This window comes from Novosphingobium sp. JCM 18896, assembly GCF_025938095.1.
Classification (GTDB): Bacteria; Pseudomonadota; Alphaproteobacteria; order Sphingomonadales; family Sphingomonadaceae; genus Novosphingobium.
This window is the reverse complement of the sequence record NZ_JAPCZF010000004.1, coordinates 1-14,961: the sequence shown is the minus strand read 5'-3', so window position 1 is coordinate 14,961 and position 14,961 is coordinate 1. Positions and strand designations below refer to the sequence as shown.

Sequence of the window (14,961 nt, the reverse complement as noted above, 5' to 3'; positions counted from 1 at the left end):
CGGATAGACCCTTTGGAATCGAACGAAATGGCAAGCGACGGCAAGGAACTGCGCGGCAAGCTGGTAACCGTGCTCGGCGGCAGCGGCTTCTTCGGCAAGCACCTGGTGCAGGAACTGCTCGCGCGCGGCGCGCGTCTGCGCGTGGCCAGCCGCCATCCCGAACGCGCCTTCCGCTCGAAGACCCAGGCCAACCTCGGCCAGGTCCAGTTCGTCCGCCTCGACGTGACGCGCCCCGAGGGCGTCGCGGCTGTCGTCGACGGCTCGGACGCGGTGGTCAATCTCGTCGGCGCCTTCGCCGGCGATCTCGACGCGGTCCAGGGCCGCGGCGCGGGCAAGATCGCGGCGGCGGCCAAGGCCGCCGGCGTCGGCGCTTTCGTCCATGTCTCGGCGATCGGCGCCCAGGCCGATTCGAAGATCGACTATGCGCGGACCAAGGCCGAGGGCGAAGCCGCCGTGCTCGCAGCCTTCCCGACGGCGACGATCCTGCGCCCGTCGATCCTGTTCGGCCCCGACGACAACTTCGTGAACATGTTCGCGCGGCTGATCGCCACGCTCCCGGCGATGCCGGTCTTCGCCCCCGAAGCGCAGCTGCAGCCGCTGTTCGTCGACGATGCGGCCGAGGCCGTCGCCTCCGCCCTCGCCAATCCGGGCAAGCACGGCGGCAAGACCTACGAGATCGCCGGCCCCGAAGTGCTGAGCGTGCTCGAGCTCAACCAGCGCATCGCCGCGGCCCAGGGCCGCGAGCGTTGGCTGATCGAACTGCCCGACTTCGTCGGCTCGGCAATCGCCACGTTCGGCTTCCTGCCCGGCGCGCCGATCACCAGCGACCAGTACGCGCTGCTCAAGGCCGGCAACGTCGCCAACGGCGCCATGCCGGGGCTGCGCGCGCTCGGCGTGACGCCGCGCCCGCTCGGCCTGTTCCTCGATCGCTGGCTGGTCCAGTACCGCCGCTTCGGCCGTTTCGGCGCGAAGGCCAAGGCCGGCTGATCAGAGAAACCCTCCCCGCAAGGGGGGGGATCTGACGGACTTTACGCGTTCACGTCGGCGTAATGGCTCGGCGGCTGGATCACTTCCATCCGCTCGGACAGCAGCGGCCGGAAGCTCGGCCGGCTCTTGAACACCGAATACCAGCCGCGCGTCTGCTCGTGCGCCGACCAGTCGATGCCGCCGAGATAGTCGGCCACCGAGATCTGCGCCGCCGCGGCGAGATCGGCCAGGCTCATCGTCGCGCCCGCGAGCCAGGGGCGATTATCGATCAGGTAGTCGATGTAGTAGAGATGCTCGTGCGCCAGCTTCATCGCCTCGCGCAGCATCTTCGAATCGGGTGACAGTCGATAGACCAGCCGCTTCTTCATCCGCTCGTGCAGCAGCGGCGCGGTGACGTCGCCGTAGAAATTCTCGTCGAACAGCGCGACCAACCGGCGGATCTCGGCACGGTTGACCGCGGTGCCGTTGATCATCGGGTTGCGATCGACGGTTTCCTCGAAATACTCGCAGATCGCGCGGCTGTCCGACAAGGTCACGCCGCGCGCGGGATCGTGCAGCACGGGCGTGCGCCCGGCCGGGTTCATCGCGAGGAATTCGTCGCGACCTTCCCAGGGGCTCTCGCGCCAGAGTTCGTAGCCGATGCCCTTCTCGCTCATCAGCAGGCGAACCTTGCGGCTGAACGGGCACAGCGGGAATTGATGGAGCTGCCACATGCCGGTCGTAATGCCCAAGCGGTTGCGCGGCGTCCACCCGGGGAAAGCCCGAACGGCGGCGAATTGGGGTGGAAAAGTGGGAGCCGCTATGGCTTGGGCAGCGCGTTCTTCATCCGGTCGATCGCGGCCTGCAATTCGGGCAGCATTTCACCGACGGCGCCGGCCATGCCAGCAGCCGCGCCCATCGTCTTGGGCACGGTCCGGCCGATGTCGCCCGGCAGGTCGCGTGCACCGGGACCGGCGAGATCGCGCAGGCGCGCATCGGGCGGCAGGTCATCGGCCATGTCGCTGCCCATCGCACCGAGCGCACGGCGCAGCGGCTCGATCCTGACATCGAGCAGCGCCTCGCTGAGCGCGGTCAGTGCCACGGTCGCGGCGACCTGGTTGCCGGGATCGGAAAGCTGCTTGGCCACGTCGCCAGTAACGTCTCGGGAGGCATCGTCGCGCGCGAAGGCAGGCAAAGGGGCGAGCGCCAGGGCGGCGAGCGAAACGGTCGAAAGCAAGATGCGGCGCGGCATGGCGGGGTCCTTCCCGGCCTGACTATACAACGGGCGAATCAACGAAGGCGTGCTCTAGGATAGGCCACTTTGCCCTCGCCTGAACGCGCTATGCGACGGGCGGCAATGAGCGATTGACCGCGGCCCCCGCGCCGATAGAAACCGCACCGCACGACAACAACCGGGAGACGTACCATGTTCACGCACGTGGTGGTCGGCAGCAACGACCTCCAGAAATCGAAGACCTTCTACGACGCGCTGTTCGGCGCGATCGGCGGCAATCCCGGCGCGGATATGGGCACGCGCCTCGCCTATATGCACAACGGCGCCAACTTCATGGTGACCAAGCCGATCAACGGCGAGGCCGCGACCTTCGCCAACGGCGGCACGATAGGCTTCGGGATGGCCAGCGCCGAACAGGCCGATGCCTGGCACGCTGCCGGTGTCGCCAACGGCGGCACCACCTGCGAGGACGCCCCCGGCCCGCGCGACCTCGGCTTCGCCAAGCTCCACCTCGCCTATCTGCGCGATCCCGACGGCAACAAGCTCTGCGCGATGTACCCGCTCGGCCAGTAAGGAAACGAACTCATGAACCTGCTCAATCTCCGCCTCGGCACCAACGACCTCGACAAGTCGCGCGCCTTCTACGATGCGACCTTCGGCGCGCTCGGCCTGCCGCCCTCGTCGATGCCCGCCGAATATCCGATCATCATGTACAAGATCCCCGGCGGCCCGAACTTCGCAGTCGGCCCGGCACGCGACGGTCAGCCGGCGACCCATGCCAACGGCGGCACGATCCTGTTTGCCGCGGACAGCGACGAGCAGGTCTCGGCCTGGTACGAAGCCGGCATGGCCAACGGCGGCACCTGCGAAGGCAAGCCCGAGCCCAAGCCGCAGACCGGCGGCAAGTTCGGCGCCTACCTGCGCGACCCCGACGGCAACAAGCTGGCGGTCTACCACGGCCTCAACATCGGTTGAGCCGACCGATTACCGGGTTTCAGAACCTCCCCGAGCCCGCTCGGGGAGGTTTTTTCATGAGCGTGACAACAGGAAGATCGCGTGTTCGGCGCGGAAGTTGGCGACGCTGGTGCCGCGCAGCCGGTCGCCCGACAGGTACCAGGCCTGTTCCACCTTGATCCCGCGCTCCTCGACGAAAGCGCGGAAGTCCGCGACGGTCAGGTGGTGGATGTTCGGCGTCTCGTACCAGGCCACGGGCAGCAGCCGCGTGACGGGCATGCGCCCGCGCCACAGCAGCGACAGCCGCACGCGCCAGTGCGCGAAGTTGGGGAACGAGACGAAGGCACGCCGGCCGATGCGCAGCAGTTCCTCCATCACCTGGTCGGGCCGCATCGTCGTCTGCAGAGTCTGGCTGAGGATCGCGTAGTCGAAGGCGCCGTCGGGATAGAAGGCCAGGTCCTTGTCGGCGTCGCCCTGGATCACCGACAGCCCCTTGCCGACGCATTCGGCGACGTCGCCCGGATCGATCTCCATGCCGTTGACCTGACACTGCCGCTCGTCGCGCAGCACCTGTAGCAGAGTGCCGTCGCCGCAGCCGACGTCGAGCACGCGCGTACCCTGGGCGACGTTCTGCGCGATCAGCGCAAGGTCGGTACGCAGTTCTGTCATCGGTACACGTCCGGATCGTCGCGCGTCATCACCCTCTCGGGATGGGGGTAGCGCGAAAAGTCGTATTGTTCGTAGAGCCCGTGGGCATCGAGCGTGAACAGCGCCCAACGCCGCAGCCCCTGCAGCCGCGGATGCGCGAGGAAATGCTCGACCATCACATGCGAGAGCCCCTGCCCACGATGGTCCTCGATCACGTGGACGTCGGCGAGGTAAGCGAAGGTCGCATAGTCGCTGACGATGCGCGCGAAGGCGACCTGGCGCCCCTCGTGCTGGATCGCGACGCACAGCGAACCCGCGATCGAACGTTCGACGGTCTCGAGCGGGATGCCTTCGGCCCAATAGGACCGCGTCAGATAGGCATGGGCAGCAACGGCATCGATCCGGTCCGGCGCATCGATCAGGACATAGCCCGCAGGAAGCGCTCTCATCGGCTGAGGAACCCGGCGATCACGCGATCGAGCGCGGGCACGTCGAGCAGGAAGCTGTCGTGGCCAAAGGGTGCCGACAGCTCGACGAAACTGACCGGCGCGCCCGAGGCGTTGAGCGCATGGACCAGCTTGCGCGAAAGTTCGGTCGGATAGAGCCAGTCGGTATCGAAGCTGATCACGCAGAAGCGCGCCTCGCTCGCGCGGAAGGCGTCGGCGAGCAGGCCGCCGTGCTCTTCGGCGAGGTCGAAATAGCTCATCGCGCGCGTGATGTAGAGGTACGAGTTCGCGTCGAAGCGGTTGGTGAAGCTCGCGCCCTGGTGGCGCAGATAGCTTTCCACCTGGAAATCGGCGTCGAAGCCGAAGGTCTTCGACTGGCGGTCCTGCAGGCGGCGGCCGAACTTCTCGGTCAGGCTGGCTTCGGACAGATAGGTGATGTGCGCGGCCATGCGAGCAACCGCGAGGCCCGCGTCGGGCGCCTTGCCCGTGCCGTAGTAGTCGCCCGCCTGCCAGTTGGGATCCGCGGTGATCGCTTGGCGGCCGACCTCCTGGAAGGCGATGTTCTGCGCGGGCATCGTTGCGGTCGCGGCGATGACCATGACGCGCTCGGGCAGGTGCGGCCAGTTGGCGGCGAGGCTCAGTGACTGCATGCCGCCCATCGAGCCGCCGACCACGCAATAGAGCCGCTCGATCCCCAGCGTATCGAGCAGGGCCACCTGCGCGCGGACCATGTCGCGGATCGTGATGACCGGAAAGCGCATCGCATAGGGCCGCCCGTCGGGCGCGAGGCTGCCCGGGCCGGTCGAGCCCATGCACGAGCCCAGGACATTGGCGCAGAGCACGTAGAAGCGGTCGGTATCGATCGGCTTGCCCGGCCCGACCATGCGATCCCACCAGCCGGGCTTGCCGGTCTTGGGATGCGGGCTGGCGACGTGCTGGTCGCCGGTCGTCGCGTGCTGGATCAGCACGACGTTGTCCTTGGCCGGCGACAGCGTGCCATAGGCCTCGTAGGCGATGCGCACGCCTTCGAGCTGCTGGCCGCAATCGAGCGGCAGCGGTTCGGTCAGTTCCAGCACTTCGCTGGCAGCGATGACGGCGGCGGTAGCCATAGGATGTGCGGACTTGGGGGACGCCCCGGCTGCTGTCAATGACGTCAGCTGCCGAGCACCGCCTGGGCCGCCAGCCGCCCGGTCTGCGCGCCGCCGTTCATGAAGCCCGGCCAGGCATCGGACAGGTGCTCGCCGGCGAAGATCAGCGGGCCGACGACGGGGCTCTGCACCGCCTTGCCGCCCTCTTCGAGCCAGAACAGCCCGGCATAGCGGGTCAGTTGGCCCGGCCGGAAGCAGGCGTAGGACCCGCGCGCAAAGCGGTCGTTGGTCCAGTTGGTGCGGCGCTGCCAGGTGGTCGCGGCCTGGGTCAAGCCGGGCACAGCGGAAGCGACAACGGTCTCGAAATCGCGGCGCAGGCTGGCGGCGTCGTACCTGGTGGAAGCCGCGCACTGCGCGCCGCCCATAAAGAAGGTCATCAGCCCGGTGTCGCCCGCCACGGTGGTCGCGTCCCAGCCCTCGGCAAAGCCGCCGGCTAATGGCCAGACGTCGCCGGCGCGGCCCATCGAGCCCTCCCAGGGCTTGCCGTGATAGGCGGCGTTGAGCTTCTCGTTGCGGCCGTTGTCGATCTCGGCTGCGTAGCTCTGCCACAGGGGCGGCAGCATCCCGCCGAAATCGATCGTGCGGAGCAACGGCGCAGGGACGGTGACGATCACGCGTTCTGCCTCGACCACCTTGCCGTTGGCGAAGCGCAACCGCGCGCCCGCGCCCGAAGGCCGCACCGCTTCCAGCACATGCGCCGTATGGACATGGGCCATCAAGTCTGGTGCGAGCGCCTCGATCAGAGTGCCCGACCCGCCCTTGAGCACGAAGCGCTCGTCGCTCGATCCGATCACGCGGAGCTGGCGACCGGAGACCTGCGGCAGGTTCCAGATCAGCTGGACCGCCGAGGCTTGGCTCGGATCCTGCCCGAACTCGGTGCGCATCGTCGCTTCCATCAGCGCGCGGACATAGGGTTTGACGAGGTTGTGATGCCGATCGAGATACTGGCTGACCGAGATCGCATCGAGCGCGGCCAGGGCGCCGTCGTCGGCATCGATCGCGGCGGCATCGGCGGCGATCGCCGTGGCCAGCGGTCGCAGGTCCTCGACTAGCTGCTCCTCAGTGAGCACCCGGCAGTAGGAATCGACCAGCAGGGTCCGGCCCGCCAAGGGCACGCGGTCGATCAGTTCGAGCCGGTGCTCCCGGGCCAGCGCCAAGACGTCGTCATGATCGCCGTTGATGAACTGGCCGCCGTCGTCGGCGGGCACCGGGCCGCCGTGATAGGTCGAAACACGGCCGCCGAGCCGGCTGCGCGCCTCGTAGAGCGTCGCCTCGACCCCGGCCTTGCGCAGGTCGCGCAGTGCGATCAGCCCGGCCAGGCCGCCACCGACGATCGCCACGCGGCTCGACGAACTCGCGGTGGGCAGCGGCGCGCAGCCGACCATGGGCAGCGCGGCGCTCGCCGCCATGGCGCCGAGCATCCGGCGCCGGGTGAGCCCGGCCGATCCCGCGATCGCCGGTGCCTGGCCTTCGTCTTCGAGATTGGCCGCGCGCGCCGCGTTCAACGCGCGCCAGAACAGTCCATCCGTCCGCATGCTCGTCCCCCCAAGCTGTCGCGTCCCGGCGACAGAAAGCATCATTTTGCCCGCTCTGTGAAGGTCCCGAAAACGCGGCGCTTGTGCTTTGCGCCAAAGCCGCCCTAAAGCCCGCGGCATGACCGGTCCGCAGCCCAAACCCTGGATCGCCGAGATCCACGCCTATGTCCCCGGCAAGAGCGCCGGCAAGGACGGGCGTCCGCTGATCAAGCTTTCGGCCAACGAGAACCCGCTGGGCACCAGCCCCAAGGCTTTGGCTGCGCGCGCGCAGGCGGTGGTGCCCTCGCTCTACCCCGATCCCGACAGCAACGCGCTGCGCGCGGCGATCGGCAAGGTCCATGGGGTCGATCCCGCGCGGATCATCTGCGGCACCGGCTCGGGCGAACTGCTGAGCGTGGCGGCCTCCGCCTATGCTGGCCCGGGAGACGAAATCCTCTACGTCCGTTATGGCTTCTCGCTCTACGAGATCGTTGCGCGGCGTTGCGGCGCAACTCCAGTGATCGCGCCCGACCTCGACTACGGAACAGACGTCGATGCGCTGCTCGCGCTGGTCAGCGACAAGACCCGCGTGGTATTTCTCGCCAATCCCAATAATCCCACCGGCTCGTTCACCCCGCGGGAAGAGCTGGCACGGCTGCACGCCGGCCTGCCCGGCGACGTACTACTGGTGATCGACCAGGCCTATGCCGAGTATGTCGCACCCGAAGACGACGACGGTGGGCTCGCGCTGGCGGAGGCCCATGACAACGTGCTGGTCACGCGCACCTTCTCCAAGGGTTATGGCCTGGCCGGCGAACGCGTCGGTTGGGGCACCGCGGCACCGGCGGTGATCGACGTGCTCAACCGCATCCGCGGGCCGTTCAACCTGAGCAACAGCGCGCAGGCCACTGCGCTCGCCGCCGTCGAGGACCAGGACTTCGTCATACACTCGCGCGAGCACAACGCCGCCGAGCGAGCGCGCTTCGTCGCGGCGATCGAAGCCATGAACAACCACGGCATCCGCGCGGTGCCAAGCGAGGCGAATTTCGTCCTGCTGCTGTTCGCCGGCAAGCTGACCGGCGAGGCCGCCTACAATGGCCTCGCTGAACGCGGCACCATCACCCGCTGGCTGCCGGGCCAGGGCCTCCCCCATGGCCTGCGTATCACCATCGGCACGGCCGAGCAGATGGATGCGATCGCCGCCGGCTTGCGCGAGATGGCGGAAGCCGCGAAATGAGCTTCCAGCGCATCGCCATCATCGGCCTCGGCCTCCAGGGCGGCTCGATCGGCCTGGCGGTGCGCGAATATCTGCCCGACGCGCGGACCACGGGCTACGATCACCTGCCCGAGACGCGCGCCCGCGCGACCGAACGCGGTCTCGTCGATCAGGTCTGCGAAACCGCCGCCGATGCCGTGCGTGAGGCCGAGCTGGTAATCTTCTGCGTGCCGCCGAGCGCGATGGGCGAAGCCGCGCGCGCCTGCGCCGATGCCATCCCACCGACCGCGCTGATCAGCGACGTCGGCTCGAGCAAGCAGGCCGTGGCCAAGGCGCTCAGCGAAGCCCTGCCCGGCCACACGATCATTCCCGCACACCCCGTCGCCGGCACCGAGAACTCTGGTCCCGACGCAGGCTTCGCGACGCTGTTCCAGAACCGCTGGTGCATCGTCACCCCGCCCGAGCCGAGCAATCTGCTGCTGCTGACCGGCCTCGTCGAGTTCTGGGAAGCGCTCGGCGCCAATGTCGAGATCATGGACGCGCAGCATCACGACCTGGTGCTGGCCGTGACCAGCCACCTGCCGCACCTGATCGCCTATACGATCGTCGGCACGGCCTCGGACCTCGAGGCGGTGACGCAGAGCGAGGTCATCAAGTATTCGGCCGGCGGCTTCCGCGACTTCACCCGCATCGCCGCGTCTGACCCGACGATGTGGCGCGACGTGTTCCTGTCGAACAAGGACGCGGTGCTCGAAATGCTCCAGCGTTTCACCGAGGATCTGACCGGGTTGCAAAAGGCCATTCGCGTCGGTGACGGCCAGGCGCTGTTCGATCATTTCACCCGCACCCGCGCCGTCCGCCGCTCGATCATCGCCGAGGGCCAGGACGACGCGCGCGCCGATTTCGGTCGGAGCGATCACGGCAAGTCCTGAGTCCCGAAACTGAAACATTGCAACCTTTTCGCGTTTCGGTTCTTCTGCGCGGGAATGGGACAACGCGTCGCAACACTCAGCATCGAGGCCGAACTCGCCTACGATTTCCTGGAACGAACCGATGTTCTGCTTCAGGTCGAGGCTGCGGTGATCCCCGAACAGACCATCCAGAACGCCCATATCGAGATCAGCCCGGTCGAGCATTTTGCGCGCGTGCCCGGTCACGACACGATCGGCGATCGGATCTGGCTGCGGCTACAGGGCGAATTGCGGGTTCGCTACACCTCCACGGTCGCGATCCACCGCCTCAGCGGGGAATTGCACAGCCTGGCCGTGGTCCCACCGCACCAGCTTCCCGGCGAAACGGTGCAATACATGCTGCCTTCTCGCTACTGTCCGTCGGACCAGTTCCAGAACTTCGTCGACGCCCAGTTCGGCGGACTGACCGGCGGCTCGCGGGTGGCAGCGATGTGCGAATGGGTGCAGAGCCATTGCACCTACCAGCCCGGCACCAGCAATTCGTCGACCACCGCGCTCGAAAGCTTCGTCATGCGCCAGGGCGTCTGCCGTGACTTCGCGCATCTGCTGATCTCGCTCGTCCGGGCCAGCGCGATTCCTGCGCGCTTCGCCAGCGTCTATGCGCTCGGCGTCGAGCCCCAGGACTTCCATGCCGTGCCCGAGGTGTTCCTCGGCGGCGCCTGGTATCTGGTCGACCCGACCGGCATGGCGCAGGCGACCGAGATGGCGAAGATCGGCGTCGGCCGCGACGCCGCCGACGTCTCGTTCCTCACGAGCTACGGCCCTGCCGAAATGAACCACCAGTCGGTGACGGTCACGCGTAGCTAGGGATTCAGCGCGTTGATCGCGTCGCGCACGCGCGCTTCGATCTCGTCGCGCGGCAAGCCCGTCGGGATCGTCTCGCCGACGCGCAAGGTGATCGTCCCCGGACGCTTCCAACGGCGGTGATAGAGCGGACCGCTGTTCACCGCGACCGGTACAACCGGCATGGCCAGCAGCTTGTAGAGCCCGGCGAAGCCCGACTGCAGTTCGGGCCGGGTGCCGTGGCGCACGCGGGTACCTTCGGGGAAGATCGCCAGCACCCGCCCTTCGGCCACCAGCTTGCGCGCGGCGGTGAGCATCGTGCGCAGCGCCTTGGCGCCCTGGTCGCGTTCGACCCCGATCAGGCCGTAGGTCGATCCCGCCAGGCCCCAGAGCGGGATCCGCAGGAGTTCCGCCTTGGCGATCACCGCCGGGCGATGAAGCATATGCGGCAGGTCGATCGCCTCGAAGAAGCTTTCGTGCTTGAGCGCGATGAGCGCCCCCTCGGTCGGCAGTTCGCCTTCAAGAACCACGCGGATGCCGAGAAGGTACCGCGCGCAAAGCCGATGGAAGCCCGACCAGCCATCGACCGCCGTAATGAAGGCGCGCCGCCCGAAGGCCAAGGCGGCAAGCGAGCCGAGCACATAGCCGGCCGTGCCGAGATAGAAGACGACGTAGAACACCAGGCTGCGCAGCACGTCGCCCAGGCTCGCCCGATCGGTCACTGCCATCGTCACATCCCCGCCAGGCGCTGCACGCTCCGCGCGAGCAGCTTGTTGTATTCGAGAAACAGCGTGCGGAACGTAGGCTGCGAAGGCACCGCGTCGCGGATCAGTTCGATATGGCCGGGCAGCTGCGCGCTAAGCTCCATCGCCGCGCGGCGCATGTGCCAGTCGGTCGTGACGAGCCGGACCGAACGGAACTTGTGCGAGGCGATCCAGTCCGCGGTCTCGCTCGCGTTCGAACGCGTGTCGACCGACTGGAAGCCCAGGGTCACGCAGCAAGCCATCAAAGCCGGCGACACCTTGTACTCGTGCGCGAATTCGCGCGGCTTGACCTCGCGATCGACGCCCGAGACCAGCATGCGCCGGGCCCAGCCCTTCTGCAGCGCCTCGAGCCCGCGATCGATCCGCCCACCGCCCCCGGTGAGCACGACCACGGCGTCGCTCTTGCCGCCCTCGACCGGGCCCGACAGTGCGACGGCGAACCAGACGAAGCCCAGCAGCCAGACGAGCACCACGAAGGACAGGATTCGGCGGATCATTGCGGCGTCTTAGAGCATCTTGCGCAAAGTGCGCAGGACCGTGAGGCGCGCGGTCAGCATCGCCAGCATGATCGCCACAAGCGGCACGAAGCCGAGCGTGATCCAGTCGAGCCAGTCGAGCGCGCCGTAATCGACCATGCCCGCGCCGAGCGAGGCGAAGCGCCGCGCGAGGAACAGCAAAACGACCAACGCCAACACCATGCCAAGCAGGCCCCCACCCGCGGCATCAATGCCCGTGGTGCGCTGGAATACGCGCGCGACCTGACGATCGGTCGCGCCGAGCAGATGGACGATCTCGATCGTATCGCGGTTGGCACCAAGTGCCGAACGCACGGCCAGCAGCACCGCCGCGGCGAGCGCGAGCGCGAGCAGTGCAACCAGCGCGATCGCCAGCCACTGCAGCGATTCGATCGCATCGAGCACAGGCTTGAGCCAGCGCGACTGGGCATCGACCCGCGCCGCCGGAGCCTCGCCGCGCAGTGCCGCCTGGATCGCGGCGAGGCGCGCATCGGTGACCTCACCGGTGATCCGCGCATCGATCAGCGCGGGCACCGGGATCGCCGCCTCGTCCGCACTCTCGTAATCGTCGTCGTCATGGCCCGCCTTGCCGCCGAGCCAGGGCTCGATCAGCCCGTCGAGCTCGTCCTGCGGGACGAGCCGCACGCTCTCCACCTCGGGCATCCGCCCAAGGCGCCGCACGACCGCTTGCGCCTGTTTCGTGCGCTTCTCGGGCGATGCCTCGACGATCTGGACGGTGACCCCGCCGCGGAGTTCGGCGGTGGTGGCCGAAGCCGCGTTGCGCAAGGCGAGTCCGGCGGCCGCGGCGATGACGGTCAGTGCCACCATGATCGCGATCACCCAGGGCATCGGCCCCGACAGGCGCGCCTGCGGGACGAGTTCGTGCTCGCCGACGCCGGACAGCCGCCGCCAGGCCAGGGCTCGCGCTCCGCCGCCGCTTTCGTTCACGCCTCGTCCTCGCCGCCCGCGCCGGTGGCGCGCTTCGGTGGATAGCGTAGCGCCCCGGTCGGATCGGACAAGCGCCCCTTGTCGAGCCGCATGATCAGCGAGTCGGGCACCTTCTTGAGCAGATGGACGTCGTGCGTCGCCACAACAACCGTCGTGCCCAGACGGTTCAGCGCCTCGAACAGGCGCAGCAGCTTGATCGCCATGTCGGGATCGACGTTGCCCGTCGGCTCATCGGCGACGAGCAGGTCGGGCCGGCCGATCACCGCGCGGGCGATGGCCACGCGCTGCTGCTCGCCGCCCGACAGCGTTGCGGGACGCGCCTGCATGCGATCGCCGAGGCCGACCCATTCGAGCATGTCGGCCACCGGCTTGGCGATGTCGCGCTCGGGAATGCCCGCGACGCGCAGCGGCAGCGAGACGTTGTCCACGGCCGAGAGGTGCGGAACGAGGCGGAAGTCCTGGAAGACGACGCCGAGCCGCCGCCGTAGCGCCGGCAGGCGATCGCGCGGCAGGGTGATCGCATCGGCGCCGAACATGCGGATCATTCCGCGCGACGGCCGCTGCGCCAGGTAAAGCAGCTTGAGCAGCGAAGTCTTGCCCGCGCCGCTCGCCCCCGTGAGAAAATAGAAGCTGCCCGGATAGAGCGTGAACGACACGTCGCTCAGCACTTCCCGGTCCGTGCCGTAACGCAGGCCGACATTGTCGAAATGGACGATTTCGCCGTCGGCGGCCTGGTTCATTGTGCGGTTTCGATCGGGTCTTCGGTCGGGTCTCTGGTCTCTGATCGTGGCTATACAGACCTATGCATGTGGAAAAAAGGCCAATGCGGCGTTCCATCCACCGCGCAAGTCTTGTCGCACAGGGCCTCGGCATGTTTAACAATGGCGTCATGATTATCGCCTGTCCCGCATGTTCGACCCGCTACGTCGTTCCGGACAGTGCGATCGGTGTGGACGGGCGCACCGTACGCTGCGCCAAGTGCCGACACAGCTGGTTCCAGGATGGTCCTTCGGCCGAAGCGCTCGTCGCGAGCGCCACGGCCCAGTCCCCGGCCCCTCAACCCGCTGCCCCCCAACCTGCTGCTCCGCCGCCGGCGTCACCGGCGCCCGCTGCACCGCCTCCTCCTCCGCCGCCCGTCGTTCCCGTAGCGGCCCCGACCGTCACAGCACCGCCGCCGGCCGCGGTAGATTCGCCCACGGTAACACCCGTCGCGGACAAACCAAGCGACGACACGCACGAAGGGTTGAACTGGCCGACGCCCGAAGCCGTTTCCGAACCCGAGCCACCGCTCGGCCCGATCGCCGACGAGAGCGCCCGCGTCTACGCCGACGACAGCGGCGATCGCTACTTCGACGAGGCACGCTCGAGTTTCGACTTCGAGCCGCCCTTCAAGCCGCGACGCAACCGCCTGCGCATGTGGACCATGGCCGCCGCGCTGTTCGCCGTGGTCGCCACGGGCGCGGTCGCAGTCGTCGCGCGCTACGGCCTGCCCGACTGGATGCCGCTCGCGCGCGCAACCTTCGCCGAGGCCCAGCCCGACCTCGTGCTCAACTTCCCGGCCAACCGCCAGGATCGCCGCACGATGCCCAACGGCGCCGAGTTCTTCAGCGCCAGCGGCACCGTCACCAATGTCGGCCAGACGCGCCGTACGGTCCCGACGATCCTGATCGTGCTGCGCGACGGGCGCGAGAAGATCGTCTATTCCTACGAAGTCGCCCCGCCCAAGCGCGTCCTGGCGCCCGGCGAGACGGTCGAGGTCAACGAAGCCGTGACCGACGTTCCCAAGAGCGCGCGGATCGCCGAGATCGGCTGGAAGCCCGGCTGACATCGGCGGTTTCATCGCCGTGCAAAAATAGTCTGCAATATCGCCGACTCATCGCTTGCAGCCCCCGACTCCCTTTGCTAATGGCGCGCTCCTACCCCACCCGGGCAGCCACGGCGGCCCGATGATTTAGCGGTCGTGGCGGAATTGGTAGACGCGCAACGTTGAGGTCGTTGTGGGCGAAAGCCCGTGGAAGTTCGAGTCTTCTCGACCGCACCATCCTTCTTCAGACGAGAAGGTTTTCGGGGCCTGGCACAAGGCTGCCACCCCGCCCCGCCCAGAGGGCGATCCCATAGATAGATTTCTCTAGACTGCCGTTATCGGCGCGGGCTTGTCGGCTGATAGCGGCGATTGCCCGCCCCCTCGCGTTCGAAAATGCGCCGGAAGCTCGCGCGCACTGGAAGGCTTTGCTTCGCGGCTTCGCGCCAAGCACGATCCGGCAAGGATATATTCGCCCGGCATTCCAAAGTTCCGGATGCGACCTGGCCTACTAGTCGTGCCAGATCGAACCTGTCGCCCAGAAGGACTCTCAGGCGGATGGATCTAGCCGAGTTCCGCCTGCTCCTTGATCGAAATGCTCATCGCGTCGCGCCTTGGTAGGCGACATTGGCAAAGCACGTTGCTGAGCGTCGCCTGCATCGCCGGCGACTCCGCAAGAGCCGCATGCCGTTCTGGCTCCCGTGCCTCATGGAGAAGCGCCGAGCACCAGTTCGCGTGCTGCTCGATGTAGCGAGGTACTGATCGCTGTATTTCACTCTCAAGGGCACCATGCCCGACGACGATCGCAAACCGGCCTTGCTTGCAAACCGCACGCCACGCGCTCGGGCATCGGGCTCAGGGACTGCACTGAAGCCCTAAACGACAAAGGCCGCCCCGAAGGGCGGCCTTGTGTTGTGCTTGATTCCAAGGTGGTGGTTGCGGGGGTAGGATTTGAACCTACGACCTTCAGGTTATGAGCCTGACGAGCTACCGGGCTGCTCCACCCCGCGTCACCATGGCGGGCGGCGCGAGGCAGCCCGGAAGCGTTTTGTT

The 14,961-nt window shown here is 67.6% G+C and carries 17 protein-coding genes, 2 tRNA genes and 1 pseudogene; 9 read left to right on the top strand and 11 right to left on the bottom strand.

Going from position 1 to position 14,961, the window contains the following annotated elements:
- The first annotated feature begins 27 nt into the window (after positions 1 to 27).
- Entirely contained in the window at positions 28 to 987 is a 960-nt protein-coding gene (locus OLX23_RS14475; protein WP_264445725.1) for a complex I NDUFA9 subunit family protein, read from the top strand.
- A gap of 41 nt (positions 988 to 1,028) precedes the next feature.
- On the opposite strand, the gene OLX23_RS14470 is transcribed toward OLX23_RS14475, so the two are convergent.
- Together OLX23_RS14470 and OLX23_RS14465 are read right to left on the bottom strand one after the other, a co-directional pair.
- Entirely contained in the window at positions 1,029 to 1,700 is a 672-nt protein-coding gene (locus OLX23_RS14470) for a glutathione S-transferase family protein (protein WP_264445724.1), read from the bottom strand.
- An 86-nt stretch (positions 1,701 to 1,786) separates the two neighbouring features.
- Positions 1,787 to 2,218, bottom strand: coding sequence for a hypothetical protein (locus OLX23_RS14465; RefSeq protein ID WP_264445723.1), 432 nt, complete (start codon positions 2,216 to 2,218; stop codon positions 1,787 to 1,789).
- 174 nt (positions 2,219 to 2,392) lie between these two features.
- Here OLX23_RS14465 and OLX23_RS14460 point away from each other — a divergent pair, with 174 nt between their 5' ends.
- Positions 2,393 to 2,773, top strand: a complete 381-nt coding sequence (locus OLX23_RS14460) for a VOC family protein (RefSeq protein ID WP_264445722.1) — start codon at positions 2,393 to 2,395, stop codon at positions 2,771 to 2,773.
- A gap of 12 nt (positions 2,774 to 2,785) precedes the next feature.
- Positions 2,786 to 3,175 carry a VOC family protein gene (locus tag OLX23_RS14455; protein WP_264445721.1) on the top strand — a complete coding sequence of 130 codons (390 nt, stop codon included), beginning with the start codon at positions 2,786 to 2,788 and terminating at the stop codon, positions 3,173 to 3,175.
- 54 nt (positions 3,176 to 3,229) lie between these two features.
- On the opposite strand, the gene metW is transcribed toward OLX23_RS14455, so the two are convergent.
- Genes metW through OLX23_RS14435 form a run of 4 tightly spaced genes read right to left on the bottom strand, consistent with a single transcriptional unit; the run spans position 3,230 to position 6,931 of the window.
- A complete protein-coding gene (gene metW, locus OLX23_RS14450) occupies positions 3,230 to 3,823 on the bottom strand; it encodes a methionine biosynthesis protein MetW (RefSeq protein ID WP_264445720.1) in 594 nt (197 codons plus the stop codon).
- Positions 3,820 to 4,251 (bottom strand): GNAT family N-acetyltransferase, encoded by a 432-nt coding sequence (locus OLX23_RS14445; RefSeq protein ID WP_264445719.1) that lies wholly within the window; start codon positions 4,249 to 4,251, stop codon positions 3,820 to 3,822. Before OLX23_RS14445 ends, metW begins: the two co-directional genes overlap by 4 nt.
- Positions 4,248 to 5,357, bottom strand: a complete 1,110-nt coding sequence (gene metX, locus OLX23_RS14440; protein WP_264445718.1) for a homoserine O-acetyltransferase MetX — start codon at positions 5,355 to 5,357, stop codon at positions 4,248 to 4,250. Before metX ends, OLX23_RS14445 begins: the two co-directional genes overlap by 4 nt.
- A gap of 44 nt (positions 5,358 to 5,401) precedes the next feature.
- Positions 5,402 to 6,931 (bottom strand): flavin monoamine oxidase family protein, encoded by a 1,530-nt coding sequence (locus OLX23_RS14435; RefSeq protein ID WP_264445717.1) that lies wholly within the window; start codon positions 6,929 to 6,931, stop codon positions 5,402 to 5,404.
- 118 nt (positions 6,932 to 7,049) lie between these two features.
- On the opposite strand from OLX23_RS14435, the gene OLX23_RS14430 reads away from it, so the two are divergent.
- The 3 genes from OLX23_RS14430 to OLX23_RS14420 are packed head-to-tail and all read left to right on the top strand — an operon-like array spanning position 7,050 to position 9,904.
- Positions 7,050 to 8,147 carry a pyridoxal phosphate-dependent aminotransferase gene (locus OLX23_RS14430; RefSeq protein ID WP_264445716.1) on the top strand — a complete coding sequence of 366 codons (1,098 nt, stop codon included), beginning with the start codon at positions 7,050 to 7,052 and terminating at the stop codon, positions 8,145 to 8,147.
- Positions 8,144 to 9,058 (top strand): prephenate/arogenate dehydrogenase family protein, encoded by a 915-nt coding sequence (locus tag OLX23_RS14425; RefSeq protein ID WP_264445715.1) that lies wholly within the window; start codon positions 8,144 to 8,146, stop codon positions 9,056 to 9,058. The genes OLX23_RS14430 and OLX23_RS14425 overlap by 4 nt, the downstream gene beginning before the upstream one ends.
- A 54-nt stretch (positions 9,059 to 9,112) precedes the next feature.
- Positions 9,113 to 9,904: a transglutaminase-like domain-containing protein gene (locus tag OLX23_RS14420; protein ID WP_264445714.1), complete on the top strand. Its 792-nt coding sequence runs from the start codon at positions 9,113 to 9,115 to the stop codon at positions 9,902 to 9,904.
- On the opposite strand, the gene OLX23_RS14415 is transcribed toward OLX23_RS14420, so the two are convergent.
- The 4 genes from OLX23_RS14415 to ftsE form a co-directional block, all read right to left on the bottom strand.
- On the bottom strand, positions 9,901 to 10,608 hold the full coding sequence (locus OLX23_RS14415) for a lysophospholipid acyltransferase family protein (protein ID WP_264445713.1): 708 nt from the start codon (positions 10,606 to 10,608) through the stop codon (positions 9,901 to 9,903). The genes OLX23_RS14420 and OLX23_RS14415 overlap by 4 nt on opposite strands.
- Positions 10,609 to 10,610: 2 nt before the next feature.
- Positions 10,611 to 11,141: a YdcF family protein gene (locus tag OLX23_RS14410; RefSeq protein WP_264445712.1), complete on the bottom strand. Its 531-nt coding sequence runs from the start codon at positions 11,139 to 11,141 to the stop codon at positions 10,611 to 10,613.
- A gap of 9 nt (positions 11,142 to 11,150) precedes the next feature.
- On the bottom strand, positions 11,151 to 12,008 hold the full coding sequence (locus OLX23_RS14405) for an FtsX-like permease family protein (protein ID WP_264446253.1): 858 nt from the start codon (positions 12,006 to 12,008) through the stop codon (positions 11,151 to 11,153).
- A 95-nt stretch (positions 12,009 to 12,103) separates the two neighbouring features.
- The gene (gene ftsE, locus OLX23_RS14400) at positions 12,104 to 12,847 is read right to left on the bottom strand and encodes a cell division ATP-binding protein FtsE (RefSeq protein ID WP_264445711.1); all 744 of its coding nucleotides are present in this window, start codon (positions 12,845 to 12,847) and stop codon (positions 12,104 to 12,106) included.
- 62 nt (positions 12,848 to 12,909) lie between these two features.
- Between ftsE and OLX23_RS25765 the strand changes: the two are divergent.
- The 3 genes and pseudogenes from OLX23_RS25765 to OLX23_RS14390 all read left to right on the top strand — a co-directional run.
- Positions 12,910 to 13,092: pseudogene (locus OLX23_RS25765) on the top strand (MJ0042-type zinc finger domain-containing protein); the annotation flags it as partial.
- 258 nt (positions 13,093 to 13,350) lie between these two features.
- Entirely contained in the window at positions 13,351 to 13,932 is a 582-nt protein-coding gene (locus OLX23_RS25760) for a thioredoxin (RefSeq protein WP_319641333.1), read from the top strand.
- A 129-nt stretch (positions 13,933 to 14,061) separates the two neighbouring features.
- Positions 14,062 to 14,148 (top strand) — tRNA-Leu (locus OLX23_RS14390).
- A gap of 693 nt (positions 14,149 to 14,841) precedes the next feature.
- On the opposite strand, the gene OLX23_RS14385 is transcribed toward OLX23_RS14390, so the two are convergent.
- Positions 14,842 to 14,918, bottom strand: a tRNA-Met gene (locus OLX23_RS14385).
- Positions 14,919 to 14,961 lie beyond the last annotated feature (43 nt).

Coding starts and splice junctions, on each gene's coding strand:
- metW (WP_264445720.1), bottom strand. CDS start 3,823: ATGACAGAACTGCGTACCGACCTTGCGCTGATCGCGCAGAACGTCGCC.
- OLX23_RS14410 (WP_264445712.1), bottom strand. CDS start 11,141: ATGATCCGCCGAATCCTGTCCTTCGTGGTGCTCGTCTGGCTGCTGGGC.
- metX (WP_264445718.1), bottom strand. CDS start 5,357: ATGGCTACCGCCGCCGTCATCGCTGCCAGCGAAGTGCTGGAACTGACC.
- OLX23_RS14425 (WP_264445715.1), top strand. CDS start 8,144: ATGAGCTTCCAGCGCATCGCCATCATCGGCCTCGGCCTCCAGGGCGGC.
- OLX23_RS14470 (WP_264445724.1), bottom strand. CDS start 1,700: ATGTGGCAGCTCCATCAATTCCCGCTGTGCCCGTTCAGCCGCAAGGTT.
- OLX23_RS14415 (WP_264445713.1), bottom strand. CDS start 10,608: ATGGCAGTGACCGATCGGGCGAGCCTGGGCGACGTGCTGCGCAGCCTG.
- OLX23_RS14430 (WP_264445716.1), top strand. CDS start 7,050: ATGACCGGTCCGCAGCCCAAACCCTGGATCGCCGAGATCCACGCCTAT.
- OLX23_RS14445 (WP_264445719.1), bottom strand. CDS start 4,251: ATGAGAGCGCTTCCTGCGGGCTATGTCCTGATCGATGCGCCGGACCGG.
- ftsE (WP_264445711.1), bottom strand. CDS start 12,847: ATGAACCAGGCCGCCGACGGCGAAATCGTCCATTTCGACAATGTCGGC.
- OLX23_RS14420 (WP_264445714.1), top strand. CDS start 9,113: ATGGGACAACGCGTCGCAACACTCAGCATCGAGGCCGAACTCGCCTAC.
- OLX23_RS14435 (WP_264445717.1), bottom strand. CDS start 6,931: ATGCGGACGGATGGACTGTTCTGGCGCGCGTTGAACGCGGCGCGCGCG.
- OLX23_RS14475 (WP_264445725.1), top strand. CDS start 28: ATGGCAAGCGACGGCAAGGAACTGCGCGGCAAGCTGGTAACCGTGCTC.
- OLX23_RS14465 (WP_264445723.1), bottom strand. CDS start 2,218: ATGCCGCGCCGCATCTTGCTTTCGACCGTTTCGCTCGCCGCCCTGGCG.
- OLX23_RS14460 (WP_264445722.1), top strand. CDS start 2,393: ATGTTCACGCACGTGGTGGTCGGCAGCAACGACCTCCAGAAATCGAAG.
- OLX23_RS14405 (WP_264446253.1), bottom strand. CDS start 12,008: ATGCCCTGGGTGATCGCGATCATGGTGGCACTGACCGTCATCGCCGCG.
- OLX23_RS14455 (WP_264445721.1), top strand. CDS start 2,786: ATGAACCTGCTCAATCTCCGCCTCGGCACCAACGACCTCGACAAGTCG.